At 53.6% G+C, this 13,966-nt stretch carries 16 protein-coding genes and 1 other annotated feature; all 16 genes read left to right on the plus strand.

Translation table 11 applies throughout. The features are described from left to right. The first annotated feature begins 9 nt into the window (after positions 1-9). The 16 genes from BZJ19_RS00205 (at position 10) to pseI (ending at position 13,887) form a co-directional block, all read left to right on the plus strand. Positions 10-486, plus strand: coding sequence for a YchJ family metal-binding protein (locus BZJ19_RS00205; RefSeq protein ID WP_077674194.1), 477 nt, complete (start codon positions 10-12; stop codon positions 484-486). Between the two features lie 81 nt (positions 487-567). Then, the gene (locus tag BZJ19_RS00210) at positions 568-774 is read left to right on the plus strand and encodes a hypothetical protein (protein ID WP_077674195.1); all 207 of its coding nucleotides are present in this window, start codon (positions 568-570) and stop codon (positions 772-774) included. 160 nt (positions 775-934) lie between these two features. After that, positions 935-1,073, plus strand: a sequence feature (His leader region). A 34-nt stretch (positions 1,074-1,107) separates the two neighbouring features. After that, positions 1,108-2,004, plus strand: a complete 897-nt coding sequence (hisG, locus tag BZJ19_RS00215; RefSeq protein ID WP_077674196.1) for an ATP phosphoribosyltransferase — start codon at positions 1,108-1,110, stop codon at positions 2,002-2,004. 6 nt (positions 2,005-2,010) lie between these two features. Beyond that, positions 2,011-3,327 carry a histidinol dehydrogenase gene (gene hisD / locus BZJ19_RS00220; RefSeq protein WP_077674197.1) on the plus strand — a complete coding sequence of 439 codons (1,317 nt, stop codon included), beginning with the start codon at positions 2,011-2,013 and terminating at the stop codon, positions 3,325-3,327. Positions 3,328-3,329: 2 nt separating this feature from the next. Beyond that, entirely contained in the window at positions 3,330-4,382 is a 1,053-nt protein-coding gene (hisC, locus tag BZJ19_RS00225) for a histidinol-phosphate transaminase (protein ID WP_102136082.1), read from the plus strand. An 11-nt stretch (positions 4,383-4,393) separates the two neighbouring features. Next, the gene (gene hisB, locus BZJ19_RS00230) at positions 4,394-5,461 is read left to right on the plus strand and encodes a bifunctional histidinol-phosphatase/imidazoleglycerol-phosphate dehydratase HisB (RefSeq protein WP_077674199.1); all 1,068 of its coding nucleotides are present in this window, start codon (positions 4,394-4,396) and stop codon (positions 5,459-5,461) included. Then, the gene (gene hisH, locus BZJ19_RS00235) at positions 5,461-6,060 is read left to right on the plus strand and encodes an imidazole glycerol phosphate synthase subunit HisH (RefSeq protein WP_046075337.1); all 600 of its coding nucleotides are present in this window, start codon (positions 5,461-5,463) and stop codon (positions 6,058-6,060) included. Before hisB ends, hisH begins: the two co-directional genes overlap by 1 nt. Before the next feature lie 6 nt (positions 6,061-6,066). Next, a complete protein-coding gene (gene hisA, locus BZJ19_RS00240; RefSeq protein WP_025673431.1) occupies positions 6,067-6,804 on the plus strand; it encodes a 1-(5-phosphoribosyl)-5-[(5-phosphoribosylamino)methylideneamino]imidazole-4-carboxamide isomerase in 738 nt (245 codons plus the stop codon). After that, positions 6,786-7,559: an imidazole glycerol phosphate synthase subunit HisF gene (gene hisF / locus BZJ19_RS00245; RefSeq protein WP_077674200.1), complete on the plus strand. Its 774-nt coding sequence runs from the start codon at positions 6,786-6,788 to the stop codon at positions 7,557-7,559. The genes hisA and hisF overlap by 19 nt, the downstream gene beginning before the upstream one ends. Next, a complete protein-coding gene (gene hisIE, locus BZJ19_RS00250) occupies positions 7,556-8,179 on the plus strand; it encodes a bifunctional phosphoribosyl-AMP cyclohydrolase/phosphoribosyl-ATP diphosphatase HisIE (RefSeq protein ID WP_021022340.1) in 624 nt (207 codons plus the stop codon). Before hisF ends, hisIE begins: the two co-directional genes overlap by 4 nt. A gap of 171 nt (positions 8,180-8,350) precedes the next feature. Continuing rightward, entirely contained in the window at positions 8,351-9,346 is a 996-nt protein-coding gene (pseB, locus tag BZJ19_RS00255; RefSeq protein WP_025738853.1) for a UDP-N-acetylglucosamine 4,6-dehydratase (inverting), read from the plus strand. A gap of 12 nt (positions 9,347-9,358) precedes the next feature. Further along, positions 9,359-10,504: a UDP-4-amino-4,6-dideoxy-N-acetyl-beta-L-altrosamine transaminase gene (pseC, locus tag BZJ19_RS00260; protein ID WP_077674345.1), complete on the plus strand. Its 1,146-nt coding sequence runs from the start codon at positions 9,359-9,361 to the stop codon at positions 10,502-10,504. A gap of 3 nt (positions 10,505-10,507) precedes the next feature. Further along, the gene (gene pseF / locus BZJ19_RS00265; RefSeq protein ID WP_077674201.1) at positions 10,508-11,212 is read left to right on the plus strand and encodes a pseudaminic acid cytidylyltransferase; all 705 of its coding nucleotides are present in this window, start codon (positions 10,508-10,510) and stop codon (positions 11,210-11,212) included. Continuing rightward, positions 11,209-12,285 carry a UDP-2,4-diacetamido-2,4,6-trideoxy-beta-L-altropyranose hydrolase gene (pseG, locus tag BZJ19_RS00270; RefSeq protein ID WP_077674202.1) on the plus strand — a complete coding sequence of 359 codons (1,077 nt, stop codon included), beginning with the start codon at positions 11,209-11,211 and terminating at the stop codon, positions 12,283-12,285. The genes pseF and pseG overlap by 4 nt, the downstream gene beginning before the upstream one ends. Next, positions 12,276-12,854, plus strand: coding sequence for a UDP-4-amino-4,6-dideoxy-N-acetyl-beta-L-altrosamine N-acetyltransferase (pseH, locus tag BZJ19_RS00275; RefSeq protein WP_077674203.1), 579 nt, complete (start codon positions 12,276-12,278; stop codon positions 12,852-12,854). Before pseG ends, pseH begins: the two co-directional genes overlap by 10 nt. Beyond that, positions 12,838-13,887 carry a pseudaminic acid synthase gene (gene pseI, locus BZJ19_RS00280; protein WP_077674204.1) on the plus strand — a complete coding sequence of 350 codons (1,050 nt, stop codon included), beginning with the start codon at positions 12,838-12,840 and terminating at the stop codon, positions 13,885-13,887. The genes pseH and pseI overlap by 17 nt, the downstream gene beginning before the upstream one ends. Positions 13,888-13,966 lie beyond the last annotated feature (79 nt).

Genomic DNA, 13,966 nt, shown 5'->3' on the forward strand with positions numbered 1-13,966 from the left:
GAGAAAGCTATGCAAACTGACTTATGCCCTTGTTGCAGTCATAAAACCTATCAAGACTGTTGCGCCCCTATTCACCAAAACCCCGCCAATGCTATCCATCCGGAGCAATTGATGCGTGCACGTTACAGCGCACACCCCAAAGGCTTGGTGGATTTTATTGTTGCGACCTATCACAGTGAATGTGGCGCTGGGTCGTTTCGTGAAGAGATTGCTGCCATGACCCAGCACCAATGGCAATCTCTCGAAGTACTCGATAGCGAGGTGCTGCAGCAAGGTGAACTTGGCTTTGTGACATTCAAAGCGCACTTTATTGCCGACGGTGAGCCTCAGTGTCTGTACGAGCGCTCTCGTTTTGTCAAAGAAACGATCGATGGACAGCTTCAGTGGCGATATATCGATGGTGTCTTCCCCGGCCATGTCAAAGCGGGACGCAATGACCCCTGCCCGTGTGGCAGCGGACGCAAATTTAAAAAGTGTTGTGGCTAACTCACCCTAAATTGCTCAAAAAACAATCAAGTTTTGCGTTCTCTGGTCGATACTTTAGTTAAGACGCTAGGAGGACGCACTATGAATTGGCTTGGCAACCTAAGTCCTGTGTACCGAAAGCCCTCTTCACCACCCACCAAAGTTTGGGCGATTAAGAAACAGGCCAGCATTGAAGAGCGCAAACAACGCCGTTTGGATGACCCATCGGATCATGATGCGTCACCACAAGCTGAAAAAGACAACGCGCCACGCAAAAAAGATGATGGCTCGCTGGATTTCTACGTTTAGACGCGACCGTTTAATTTGGTGTCACTGCTTGCCGCTGTAGGCGGTGAAAAAATCTCCACATTGGGAGTTGCAATCTAAGCTCACTTTGATATTGTCGAAAAGAGACGAGATTGACCAACGTAAATGGACATAAAAAAATGACTTCAACGCTAATGACAATGCATCACCACCATCATCCTGACTAGTCTTTCGGGAGGAATGGTTTCGACTGGAAGACGAGTAAAAAGCGCTTCCGTCGGTCATTAGCCAGCTAACAGATTCAGACCCTCGGGAGCACCGTCTTCCGAGGGTTTTTTCTTTTTTAGCTTTTCATTTTTAGACAAGGAAGCACACATGCAAACACAACGCCTACGTATCGCCATCCAAAAAAAGGGGCGCCTCGCCAAAGAATGCCAAGAGCTGCTTAAACGCTGCGGGGTAAAAATCAATTACACCGGTGAACGTTTAGTGGTCCACGCCGAAAACATGCCTCTCGATCTGCTGCTGGTCCGTGACGATGATATCCCGGGCCTTATCATGGACGGCGTGGTTGATTTAGGGGTGATTGGCGAAAACGAGTTAGAGGAGGTACGCCTTGAGCGCATCAAACTGGGAGAGCCCAGCCAGTATCAACTGCTGCGCCGACTCGACTTTGGCGGCTGTCGTCTCTCCATAGCCATCGATAAAGACCAAAGCTATAACGGTCCACAAGATCTGGCCAACCAACGGATTGCCACCACCTACCCCAACATCCTTAAAGCCTATATGGATAAACAAGGTGTGAACTTTAGCACCTGTATGCTCAATGGCTCCGTCGAAGTCGCGCCGCGTGCAGGGCTCGCTGATGCGATTTGTGATTTGGTATCAACGGGCGCCACCTTAGAAGCGAACGGCTTGAAAGAAGCGGAAGTCATTTTCCGCTCCAAAGCGGTATTAATCCAGCGTGAAGGCAGCTTCAGTGAAGAGAAAACCGCATTGATTGAACGCTTGCTCACTCGCATGCAAGGGGTCATCCAAGCCAAAGAGTCCAAATACATCATGCTCCACGCGCCAAACGACACCCTAGAGCAAGTGGTCGAATTACTCCCCGGCGCGGAAGATCCCACCATCTTGCCGTTAGCTCACGAGAAAAACCGTGTGGCGGTGCACCTTGTGAGCACCGAGAATCTGTTCTGGGAAACCATGGAAAAATTAAAGCAGTTGGGCGCAAGCTCAATTTTGGTCCTGCCGATTGAAAAGATGATGGAGTAAATCACGATGCGTACTGTGGTCTGGAAATCACTCGGAGAGTCACAAAAAGAAGGCTTAATGCGCCGCCCTGCAATCACAACCGGCGCCCAAACCCAAGCGAGCGTCGCGGAGATCATCGCTGATGTGCGTGAGCGGGGAGATGAAAGCTTAAAAGCATTGACCCAAAAGTTTGATGGTGTCGAACTTGATAGCATCAAACTCGACAAAGCGACTTTGGCCGACGCTGAAGCGCGCTTGGATGAAGATATCAAGCTATCCCTGCGCCAAGCCTACGATAACATCAGTACCTTTCACCGTGCGCAAAAAGCGCAGCCATTGAAAGTAGAAACCATGCCGGGGGTGGTGTGCGAATCCATCACCCGCCCGATTAACCGCGTGGGGCTGTATATTCCTGGCGGTAGCGCGCCCTTGCCCTCGACCGTATTGATGCTGGGCGTACCCGCGCAAATTGCAGGCTGCCGTAAAGTGGTGCTGTGTACCCCACCGCCGGTGGCCGATGAAATCTTATACTGTGCCAAACTGTGTGAGATTGATGAGATTTATACCTTGGGCGGCGCACAGGCGGTGGCGGCGATGGCCTTTGGTACCCAAAGTGTGACCAAGGTGGATAAGATCTTTGGCCCGGGTAATGCCTATGTCACCGAAGCCAAACGTCAAGTGAGCCTTGCCGCCAATGGCGCGGCAATGGATATGCCTGCCGGCCCCTCGGAAGTGTTAGTGATTGCCGATGCCGGCGCGGATCCAGACTTTGTTGCCGCCGATTTACTCAGCCAAGCGGAGCACGGCCCCGATTCGCAAGTGGTGCTGGTGACCCCTGCGCCCGAGATGGCAGAGAAAGTAGCGGATGCGGTGCAGCAACAATTAACGACGTTAAGCCGTGCAGAGATTGCCAAGCAAGCGCTGGGCAGCAGTGTGATTATCATTGCCGACACCCTCACCCAATGCGTGTCGATTTCTAACCGTTATGGGCCGGAGCACTTGATTGTGCAAACTCAACAGCCAAGGGATTTGTTGCCCCTGTTGGATAATGCTGGCTCGATTTTCTTGGGCGCATACTCGCCCGAGTCTGTGGGCGATTACGCCTCTGGCACCAATCACGTGCTCCCCACCTATGGTTATACGCGCACCTACAGCAGCCTTGGGCTGGCCGACTTTACCAAGCGAATGACGGTACAAGAGCTTAGCGACACCGGTTTGCAAACATTGGGCCCGACAGTGATGCGTATTGCCGAAGCAGAAGGCTTGGATGCACACCGCCAAGCGGTCGAAATTCGTCTCACTAAACTACAACAAACTCAAGCCTCAGAGGACTCGTTAGCATGAGCATCGAAAAACTCGCCCGTGAGCAAGTACAAGCGCTTACTCCCTATCAGTCAGCCCGCCGTATCGGCGGTAGCGGGGATGTCTGGCTCAATGCCAACGAGTCACCCTTTGACAATGCTTACACCGTAAGCGGCCAAGGGCTCAATCGCTACTCCAGCTGCCAGCCGGCATCATTGATTAATGCCTATGCAGACTATGCCGGCGTAGCAACGAACCAAGTCATCACCACTCGTGGCGCCGATGAAGGGATTGATTTGTTACTGCGTGCCTTTTGCGAGCCAAACCAAGATAGCGTGCTGATTTGCCCGCCTACCTATGGCATGTATGCGGTCAGTGCGGAAAACCAAGGGATCGCCACCACCCAAGTGCCGCTCACCACCGACTGGCAGCTGGACATGGCAGGGATTGATACCGCCTTGGAGGCAGATGTCAGCATCAAGCTTATCTTCGTGTGTAGCCCCAATAATCCGACCGGCAATCTCATTAACCGCGACGACATAGAAGCGCTACTCACCCGCACTCAAGATCGCGCGATTGTGGTGTTGGATGAAGCCTATATTGAATTTAGCCCAGAAGCGACCTGCACCGACTTGCTCGCACGCTTTGAGAATCTGGCTATTCTGCGCACCCTATCTAAAGCGTTCGCTCTGGCTGGACTGCGTTGCGGCTTTACCCTCGCTAATCCCGCTATCATTAACTTGATGCTCAAGGTGATCCCACCTTATCCCGTGCCAGTCCCCGTGGCAGACATTGCCGAGCAAGCGCTCTCAGAAGCCGGTTTGGCGCGGATGAAATATCAGGTTTTGGATTTGACCGCCAACCGTGCCTATTTGCAAGCCGGCCTCAGTATGCTGCCAGGCGTTGAGGTACACCCGGGCTTTGGTAATTATCTACTCATCACGCTGGATGACGCCGACGCGGTGTTCGCACGTTTAGGACGTGCAGGCATGATTGTGCGCCAGACCGCCGTTGCCAACAGCTTGCGCATCAGCATTGGTAACCGTGACGAATGTGAAAAAGTGTTGGCCTTTATCCGCCAGCAACTCAGTGAATAAGGACAACCACTGTGAAAGACAAGATTTTATTTATTGACCGTGATGGCACCTTAATTGTGGAGCCGCCTGAAGACTATCAAGTGGATCGTCTGGATAAATTGGCCCTTGAACCGGGCGTGATCCCCGCGTTGCTGAGCCTGCAAGCGGCGGGTTACACCTTGGTGATGGTGAGCAATCAAGATGGTCTAGGGACCGAGAGCTTCCCGCAAGCGGACTTTGATGCGCCACACAACATGATGATGGCGCTGTTTCGCTCGCAAGGGATCCATTTTGAAGACGTACTGATTTGCCCGCACTTTGACAGCGATGACTGTAGCTGCCGCAAGCCCAAATTAGGCTTGGTGAAAGACTATCTACAGCAAGGACGGATTGATTTCGCCCAATCGGCTGTGATTGGCGATCGCGACACCGATATCACCTTAGCGAACAATATGGCGCTACAAGGCATCAAATATCAACGTGACGTGATGGGCTGGCCACAGATTGTCGAGCGCCTCACCCAGCAGCCGCGACTGGCCAGCGTTACTCGCACCACCAAAGAAACCGATATTCAGGTGGATGTTAACCTGGATAAGAGTGGCGGCAGTCGCATTGAAACGGGACTGGGCTTTTTTGACCACATGTTGGATCAAATCGCCACCCACGGCGGCTTTCAGCTCAACGTTCGCGTCAAAGGCGATTTGCACATCGACGACCACCACACCATTGAAGATACCGCCCTCGCGTTGGGCGAGGCTCTCAAACGAGCGCTAGGAGATAAACGCGGTATTGGCCGCTTTGGCTTTAGCCTGCCGATGGATGAATGCTTGGCGCAATGTGCATTGGATTTGTCCGGACGCCCCTATTTGAAATTTGAAGCCAACTTCCCACAGCCACAAGTGGGCGATATGTCGACCGAGATGGTGGGACACTTTTTCCGCTCATTGACCGACACCTTGGCCTGTACCCTACACCTGACGGTGTCGGGCGAAAACACCCACCACTTGGTGGAAAGTTTGTTCAAAGCCTTTGGCCGCACCTTGCGTCAAGCCATTAAGGTCGAGGGCGACGCCCTGCCAAGCAGTAAAGGAGTGCTGTAATGCGCAAACAGACTGTCATTATCGATACCGGCTGCGCCAATGTGTCCTCGGTACGCTTTGCTGTTGAGCGTTTGGGGTATCAAGCCACATTAAGCCGCGATCCGGACGTAGTGCTAGGGGCGGATAAGCTCTTTTTGCCCGGTGTCGGCACGGCCAGCGAAGCGATGAAAAACTTGACCGAGCGCGGCTTGGTGGATTTAGTTAAGCAAGTGGAGCAACCGCTGCTGGGGATTTGTCTTGGCATGCAAATGCTAGGCACTTACTCGGATGAAGGCGACAGCCCGGTCGAGTGCCTCGGCCACATCCCCGCGCCCACCAAACTGATGGATACCGCTGGGCAGCCTCTGCCTCATATGGGTTGGAACCGGGTTGCTACCGTTAATGACCATCCTCTGTTCGATGGCATTGTCGCGGGTAGCCACTTTTACTTTGTCCACAGTTACGCGATGCCGGTCGGCGATTACACCTTGGCACAATGTCATTATGGCCATGCTTTCAGTGCGGCTATCAATCAAGGCAACTACTACGGGGTTCAGTTTCACCCTGAGCGCTCGGGCAAAGTGGGCGCGCGTTTGATTCAGAATTTTTTGGAGATGTAAGCAAGGATGATTATACCAGCACTCGACTTGATAGACGGCCAAGTGGTGCGCCTTTATCAAGGAGATTATCAGCAAAAAACCGACTACGGTTTTGACCCGCGTGAGCAGTTTGCGCGTTACCATCAAGCAGGCGCGGACTGGTTGCACCTCGTGGATTTAACTGGTGCCAAAGATCCGACCGCGCGTCAGGTCGACTTAATCACCGAGATTTTGCAATCCACGCCTGCCAACATCCAAATTGGCGGTGGCGTGCGCACCGAAATGGACGTGATTGAGCTGCTAAACACCGGTGCGCAGCGCGTAGTGATCGGCTCCACCGCGGTCAAATCGCCCGATTTGGTCAAAGGCTGGATGCAAACCTACGGCCCTGACCGCATTGTATTGGCACTCGACATTCATATCGACAGCGACGGAACGCGACGCGTGGCGGTGTCCGGCTGGCAACAAGACTCCGGTGTCACCATTGAAGCGCTACTCGACGATTATTTGTCCGTCGGGCTAAAGCATGTGTTGTGCACCGATATCTCCCGCGATGGCACCTTACAAGGCAGCAATGTGGCGCTCTACCGCGACTTGTGTCAGCGCTATCCGAGCATTGCGTTTCAATCATCAGGCGGCATTGGCCGTCTCGAGGATATTCGCGCCTTACGCAACACTGGCGTCGCAGGTGTGATCGTCGGCCGCGCCCTGCTGGAAGGCAACTTTAGCGCAGAGGAGGCGATCGCATGCTGGCAAAACGGATAATTCCTTGTTTGGACGTACGCGACGGACAAGTGGTCAAAGGCGTGCAATTTCGCAATCACGAAATCATCGGCGATATCGTCCCGCTCGCCAAACGCTACGCCGAAGAAGGCGCTGACGAGCTGGTGTTTTATGACATCACCGCCTCCAGTGACAGCCGGGTGGTCGATAAAAGTTGGGTCAGTCGCGTCGCGGAAGTAATTGATATCCCCTTTTGCGTCGCCGGTGGGATTAAATCCGAAGCCGATGCCCAGCAAATCTTGGAATTCGGCGCGGATAAGATATCCATTAATTCACCCGCCTTGGCCGACCCGAGCTTGATCACGCGACTGGCCAATAAGTTTGGCGTGCAGTGCGTGGTGGTCGGAATTGATTCCTTCTTCGATGAAGCGACCGGGCAATATCAAGTCTATCAATTTACCGGCGATGAAAGCCGCACTCAGGCTACGCCTTGGCAAACCGCTGCCTGGGTTGAGGAGGTCCAACAGCGAGGCGCAGGCGAAATCGTACTCAATATGATGAACCGCGATGGCGTGCGCCAAGGCTATGACTTAACCCAACTCAAAATGGTAAGAGAGCGCTGTCAGGTACCCCTGATTGCCTCCGGCGGTGCCGGTGAAATTTCGCATTTCGCCGACGCCTTTTTACAAGCGAATGTCGATGGCGCACTGGCCGCCTCGGTGTTTCACAAGCAAATCATCGCGATAAGCGAATTAAAACAAACATTAAAACAACAAGGGATCGAGGTAAGAGTATGACGGCAGCATGGGTAGAACGTATCGATTGGGAGAAAAACGCCGGCTTGGTGCCTGCGATTATCCAACACAGCGATAGCGGCCAAGTATTGATGCTGGGCTACATGAATGCCGATGCACTGAACGCGACGCTCGAAACCGGTCGCGTCACCTTTTGGTCGCGCAGTAAATCGCGTCTTTGGGTAAAAGGCGAAAGCTCCGGCCATGTATTAAGCCTAGAGCACATTGCACTCGATTGCGATCAAGACACCTTGTTGGTCACGGCGACGCCACACGGGCCCACCTGTCACCTCGGCACGACCACCTGCTTTGACAGTGATAATAAACCACCACACACGGGGCCCGGCTTTTTGTCGAGCCTAGAGCAAGTGCTTGCCAGCCGCAAAGACGCCGCGCCTGATGACTCTTACACCGCAAGCTTATTTGCCAAAGGCACCAAGCGTATCGCGCAAAAAGTGGGGGAAGAAGGCGTCGAAGTCGCCCTCGCTGCCACGGCAGGCGATAAAGCCGAGCTATTAAACGAAAGCGCCGATTTGCTCTATCACCTGTTGGTATTGCTGCAAGACCAAGAGCTTAGCCTACATCAAGTGACCGAAGTCCTCGCCTCTCGCCATCAAGGCTAACGGCCACGCGCGTTAACCTAAACATGGTCGCTCCAAAGCGCCGCCCACATGCGGCGCTTTGGAGCCATTGAATTTTGCCAATCCCGCACCAGAACACCGTAGCAGATCGCCAAATCCTGCTCAGATCAGTTAAACTGCCTGTATTCCCGACAGTTAGTGACAAGGCGTCCTATGTTTAACGGCAAATCCATTCTGATCACCGGCGGTACTGGTTCTTTTGGTAAAAAGTACGTCCGCACCCTGCTTGAACGCTATCAACCACGTCGCCTCGTGGTGCTCTCTCGCGATGAGCTCAAGCAATATGAAATGCAGCAAACCTTTAACGCCCCTTGCATGCGCTATTTTATCGGCGATGTGCGTGATGGCGATCGTTTAATGCAAGCGATGCAAGGCATTGACTATGTGATTCATGCTGCTGCACTTAAGCAGGTACCTGCCGCCGAATACAACCCGATGGAATGTATCAAGACCAACATTCACGGCGCAGAGAATGTGATTCGCGCTGCGATTGCCAACGGGGTGGAAAAGGTGATTGCGCTCTCGACCGATAAAGCCGCCAGCCCCAATAATCTCTATGGCGCCACCAAACTGTGTTCAGATAAATTGTTTGTCGCCGCTAACAATATGACCGGGGGCCAAAAGACACGTTTTTCGGTGGTGCGCTATGGCAATGTAGTCGGCTCGCGCGGCTCTGTGGTGCCTTTGTTTAAGAAAAAGGCAGCGGAAGGTGCGGATCATTTGCCCATTACCCATCCTGAAATGACCCGCTTTTGGATTACCTTGCAGCAAGGGGTGGATTTTGTGCTGAAAAACTTTTCGCGCATGTATGGCGGGGAAATATTTGTTCCTAAGATCCCATCGGTTCGCCTGACGGATCTCGCCAGCGCCTATGCCCCGAACACGCCGGTCAAGGTAATAGGCATTCGTCCCGGCGAGAAAATGCATGAAGTGATGTGTCCGGCTGACGATGCGCATCTGACGCTCGAATTTGCCGATCATTACGTGATTTGCCCCACCATTAAGTTCTACGATGCCGATGATGACTATCGAGAAAATGCGTTGGGGGAAAAAGGACAGCCCGTGCCAGAGGGCTTTGAGTATCAATCAGGCACTAACCCAGATGTGTTAACCGTCGAGGCCATTTTGCAACTCGACACCGAGCAGTAAAGGAGTATGGCGTTGATCCCATACGGAAAGCAGCATCTTAGTGAGCAAGACTATGCCGCTGTGCTTGAGGTGCTAAAAAGTGATTATCTGACCCAAGGCCCGCAAGTTCCGGCTTTTGAAGCCGCCGTCGCCGAACTCACCGGGGCTGCGCATGCGGTCGCTGTTAATAGCGCCACATCTGCCCTGCATCTCGCTTGTCTGGCGTTAGGGTTAGGCCCAGGCGATCGTTTATGGACCTCGCCCATTACCTTTGTCGCGTCAGCCAATTGTGGTCGATACTGTGGTGCCGAAGTGGATTTTGTCGATATCGACCCAGACACTCGTAACCTATGCCCCCAGCAGCTCGCGAAAAAACTGGCGCAAGCGGCCGCTACTCACACCTTACCCAAAGTGCTGGTGGTGGTGCATATGGCCGGTGCCAGTGCGCCAATGGCCGAGATTGCCGCGCTCGCTAAGCGTTATCAGGTGGCCATTATTGAGGATGCGTCACATGCGATGGGCGCACACTATCAAGGCGCGGCAGTGGGTGGATGCCAGTACAGCGATATTAGCGTGTTTAGTTTTCATCCGGTCAAAGTGGTTACCGCGGGAGAAGCCGGGGTTGCCACCACCCAACATGCCACATTGGCGAAAGCGCTGCGTCAGTTGCGTAGCCACGGGATCACCCGTGATGCAGAAGACAGCCACGCTGCCCTGCCACCTTGGGGTTATGAACAGCATGCATTGGGGATGAACTATCGCCTCTCGGATATTCATGCCGCGCTTGGCCGTTCACAACTAACCCAGCTTCGTTCCTTTATCACCAGWCGGTTTGCACTCGCTGAACGCTACCACCAAGCGCTGGCGGATTTGCCCGTTAAGCGACCCATTTTAGATCCTGAGTCGGCATGGCATTTGTATTTGATTGAGCTTGATCACGCCGACACACGCCGCACCGTTTTTGAGGCTATGCGTGTGCAAGGCATTGGCGTGAACGTGCACTATATTCCTGTGCATACGCAACCTTACTATCAGGCACAGGGCTTCCAGCCCGGAGACTTCCCGCTTGCCGAGCAGTATTACGCGGGGGCACTCACTTTACCGCTTTACCCCGATTTAACCGAGCAACAGCAAGATACGGTGATTGCTGCGCTACAAAAAGCCATTGAGGATGCGTGACCGATGAATGTATGTATTATTCCCGCCCGCGGTGGAAGCAAACGCATTCCGGGCAAGAACCTCAAACGGTTTAACGGGGCGCCCATTATCACTTATGCCATTGCGACAGCACGTCAAAGTGGGCTATTCGATCGCGTCTTGGTTTCCACCGATTGCGAGGACATTGCCAGTGTGGCGCGCGATGCAGGGGCTGAGGTGCCTTTTGTGCGTCCCGCCGAGATTGCCGGCGATCACGCTACGACCTTGGATGTGCTTGAGCATGCTATCCAGTGGCTCAACCCGTCGCCACAGCAAACGCCTTTGCACGCGGTATGCTGCCTGTATGCTACCACCCCCTTTGTCACCGCGGATGACTTGCGCCAAGGCTTAGCGTTACTGGACGGCGACACCGTCAAATACAGTTTTGCCGCCACCCGCTACGCCTTTCCGATTCAGCGCAGTATTCATGTCGATGCCGATGGCAGTGTCAGTATGTTATGGCCAGAGCATTTCACTACACGCTCCCAAGACTTACAACCGGCGTACCACGATGCGGGAATGTTTTACTGGGGCACGCCAAGTGCGTTTTTAGCGCGCGAGCCGGTTTTTGCGCCCCACTCGAAAGCTGTGTTGATCCCTCATTACCGCGTGCAAGACATTGATGAGCCGGATGACTGGCTACGCGCTGAGCTAATGTATCAACTGTTGGAGAAACAGGCCTTGCTATGAGCCATATTGCCATTCGAGTCGATGCCTCCCAAGCGATAGGCACCGGGCACGTCAGCCGCATGCACGTGTTGGCTAACATGCTACAAACGTCGGGCCATCAAGTAACCTTGGTGTGTCGCGACTTGCCCGGCAATTTGATAGCGGTCAGCCATGAACAAGGCTTAACGGTGGCGGTGTTGCCTGCCCCCAAAAACTCGCTCAGCAACACCGATTGGCTTGGTGTGAGCCAGCAGCAAGATGCCGAAGAGACAACCGCGTACGTGGCTAACCAGCTGGTGGATTTGATGGTGGTGGATCATTACGCCCTCGATGCCCGCTGGGAACAATCGATTCACACCCAATTGGGCTGTCCGGTGATGGTGGTTGATGATTTAGCCAATCGGCCCCACGATTGCGCGTTTTTGCTCGATCAAAACCCTTGGCCTGACCTGACTACGCGCTACGCGTCACAGCTTTTAAATCCACAGACCCGATGCTTATTGGGACCAGACTATGCACTATTGCGTCCAGCATTTGCCGCCTTACATCAGTATCCGCCGCCGCGGGAAGATAAAGTGATCGCCTTTTTCTCCGGCACGGATCCGACCGGTGAAAGCGTCAAGCTCGTGGACGCGGTGAAACACCTAGAACAAGAGCAGAAGATCGAGAGGCTGCCTTTCTCACTGTTACTTGTCACCGGCCGGCGAAACCCAGACCGCGACGCATTGTGTAAAGCGCCTGTCTCCGATGGGGTTCGTGTGGTGGAAGCACTGTCGGACTTTGATGCCCACATGGCACGGGCACGCTACGCATTTGGAGCCGCCGGCGTTACTGCCATTGAGCGCAGCTGCTTGGGAGTGCCTAGTACCTTGGTATGTGTGGCGGAAAACCAACACGCCATGGCCGAGTATCTCGCCGGACAGCCGGGCTATCAATACTTAGGACGCGGTGAGCACACCCGCTGGCAAGATTACGCGTCTGCACTGCAGCATCTTGCGGCAAACTGGCATCAGCTTCCTACCCTACCAGCGATCACTGATGGAAAAGGCGCAGAGCGTGTCGTCGCGGCCTTGGAGCATGACTTATGCAACTGATTTTTAGAGCGGTGACTCACGCGGACAGTGACACTTTATGGCATTGGCGCAATCGTCCCGCTGTCCGCCAGTTTATGTACACCCAACATGAAATAAGCCATGATGAGCACCAAGCATGGTTCAGCCATATGCTCGCCAACACACACCGTTATTTCTATATCGTTTACAAACGCGTAGACGGCCAACCGGACAAGCCACTTGGCGTGGTCAACCTTGACCTCGATAGCGAGAATAGGACAAGTGCGACCTGGGCTTTTTATGCGGCTCCGAATGCACCGCGTGGCAGCGGCGCACTCATGGAGTTTGGCGCATTAAGTTTAGCATTTGAGACCTTGGGTGTGACCCAATTGAACTGTGAAGTGCTCAGTCATAATCAGGGGGTGGTTCGGCTACATCAACGCTTTGGCTTTCATGAAACGCCGCAAAGTCGGCAACGCACCTTTTCCCTGCCTGAGGGAAAAACAGTCGAGATTGTGTGCCTGTCTTTGTCCGCTGATGAGTGGCAGCAAGGCGCCAGTGCCCTTCAAACCAAACTGAATATCGACGCGGTTTATGAACAACGACATTAAGATTGCAGGCCGTTTGATCGGTCCCCAGCATCCTCCTTATATCATTGCCGAAATGTCGGCGAACCATAATGGTAGCCTTGAGCTTGCCAAACAAACCATTTCCATGGCAAAAGCTTGCGGTGCCGATGCCGTCAAAATGCAAAGCTATACCGCCGATACCATTACCCTTGATTGCGACCACGATGAGTTTCAGATCAAAGGCGGACTGTGGGATGGTTATAGTCTCCACCAGCTATATCGCTGGGCACAAACCCCGTTTGAATGGCACAAGCCGTTATTTGATCACGCCAGAAAAGAAGGCATCACCTTATTCTCCTCGCCTTTTGATTGCTCAGCGATTGATTTGCTCGAAGATCTTAACGCTCCTGCCTATAAAATTGCCTCGTTCGAGGCGATTGATTTGCCCTTGATTCGCTATGCCGCGCAAACTGGTAAACCGATGATCATCTCAACCGGCATGGCTGACGAGACAGAGATCGCCGAGGCGGTGGCGACCGCCCGTGATAACGGCTGTCGTGAGCTGGTGTTGCTTCATTGTATCAGCGCCTACCCTGCGCCGATTGAACAAAGCCATCTGCGAACCATTCCAACCTTAGCCACCCGCTATCAAACCTTGGCGGGCTTATCCGATCATTCGCTGACCAACACCGCCGCGATCGCAGCCGTCGCACTCGGCGCGTGCGTGATTGAAAAACATGTGATGCTCTCTGAAGATTCGGGAGGTCCGGATGCTGCTTTCTCGCTTACGCCACCTGCACTCAGTGCGCTTTGTGAGCAAACCCACGCGGCGTGGCGAGCATTAGGACAAAGCGCCCTAACCACACGAGAGGCCGAGTCGAGCAACCGTCAATTTAGGCGTTCTTTGTATGTCTGTGAGGATATCGCACCCGGTGAGCCACTGACGCCCAATAATGTGCGCAGTATTCGTCCGGGCTTTGGGTTGGCACCGAAACACTATGATACCGTGCTCGGAAAGCGCGCAACACGCGCGTTAACCAAAGGCACTCCGTTGTCGTGGGAAGATATAGACTGATAGCCTGAGTGGGTTATTCCCGAGACCACAAACAAAAAACCCGGCGACCATGCCGGGTTTTATCATCGTGCGATAATGC

This window comes from Salinivibrio proteolyticus, from assembly GCF_001996165.1.
GTDB lineage: Bacteria > Pseudomonadota > Gammaproteobacteria > Enterobacterales > Vibrionaceae > Salinivibrio > Salinivibrio proteolyticus.

Coding starts and splice junctions, on each gene's coding strand:
- hisA (WP_025673431.1), top strand. CDS start 6,067: ATGATTATACCAGCACTCGACTTGATAGACGGCCAAGTGGTGCGCCTT.
- pseI (WP_077674204.1), top strand. CDS start 12,838: ATGAACAACGACATTAAGATTGCAGGCCGTTTGATCGGTCCCCAGCAT.
- pseF (WP_077674201.1), top strand. CDS start 10,508: ATGAATGTATGTATTATTCCCGCCCGCGGTGGAAGCAAACGCATTCCG.
- pseG (WP_077674202.1), top strand. CDS start 11,209: ATGAGCCATATTGCCATTCGAGTCGATGCCTCCCAAGCGATAGGCACC.
- hisG (WP_077674196.1), top strand. CDS start 1,108: ATGCAAACACAACGCCTACGTATCGCCATCCAAAAAAAGGGGCGCCTC.
- BZJ19_RS00210 (WP_077674195.1), top strand. CDS start 568: ATGAATTGGCTTGGCAACCTAAGTCCTGTGTACCGAAAGCCCTCTTCA.
- BZJ19_RS00205 (WP_077674194.1), top strand. CDS start 10: ATGCAAACTGACTTATGCCCTTGTTGCAGTCATAAAACCTATCAAGAC.
- pseB (WP_025738853.1), top strand. CDS start 8,351: ATGTTTAACGGCAAATCCATTCTGATCACCGGCGGTACTGGTTCTTTT.
- hisIE (WP_021022340.1), top strand. CDS start 7,556: ATGACGGCAGCATGGGTAGAACGTATCGATTGGGAGAAAAACGCCGGC.
- pseH (WP_077674203.1), top strand. CDS start 12,276: ATGCAACTGATTTTTAGAGCGGTGACTCACGCGGACAGTGACACTTTA.
- hisD (WP_077674197.1), top strand. CDS start 2,011: ATGCGTACTGTGGTCTGGAAATCACTCGGAGAGTCACAAAAAGAAGGC.
- hisF (WP_077674200.1), top strand. CDS start 6,786: ATGCTGGCAAAACGGATAATTCCTTGTTTGGACGTACGCGACGGACAA.
- hisH (WP_046075337.1), top strand. CDS start 5,461: ATGCGCAAACAGACTGTCATTATCGATACCGGCTGCGCCAATGTGTCC.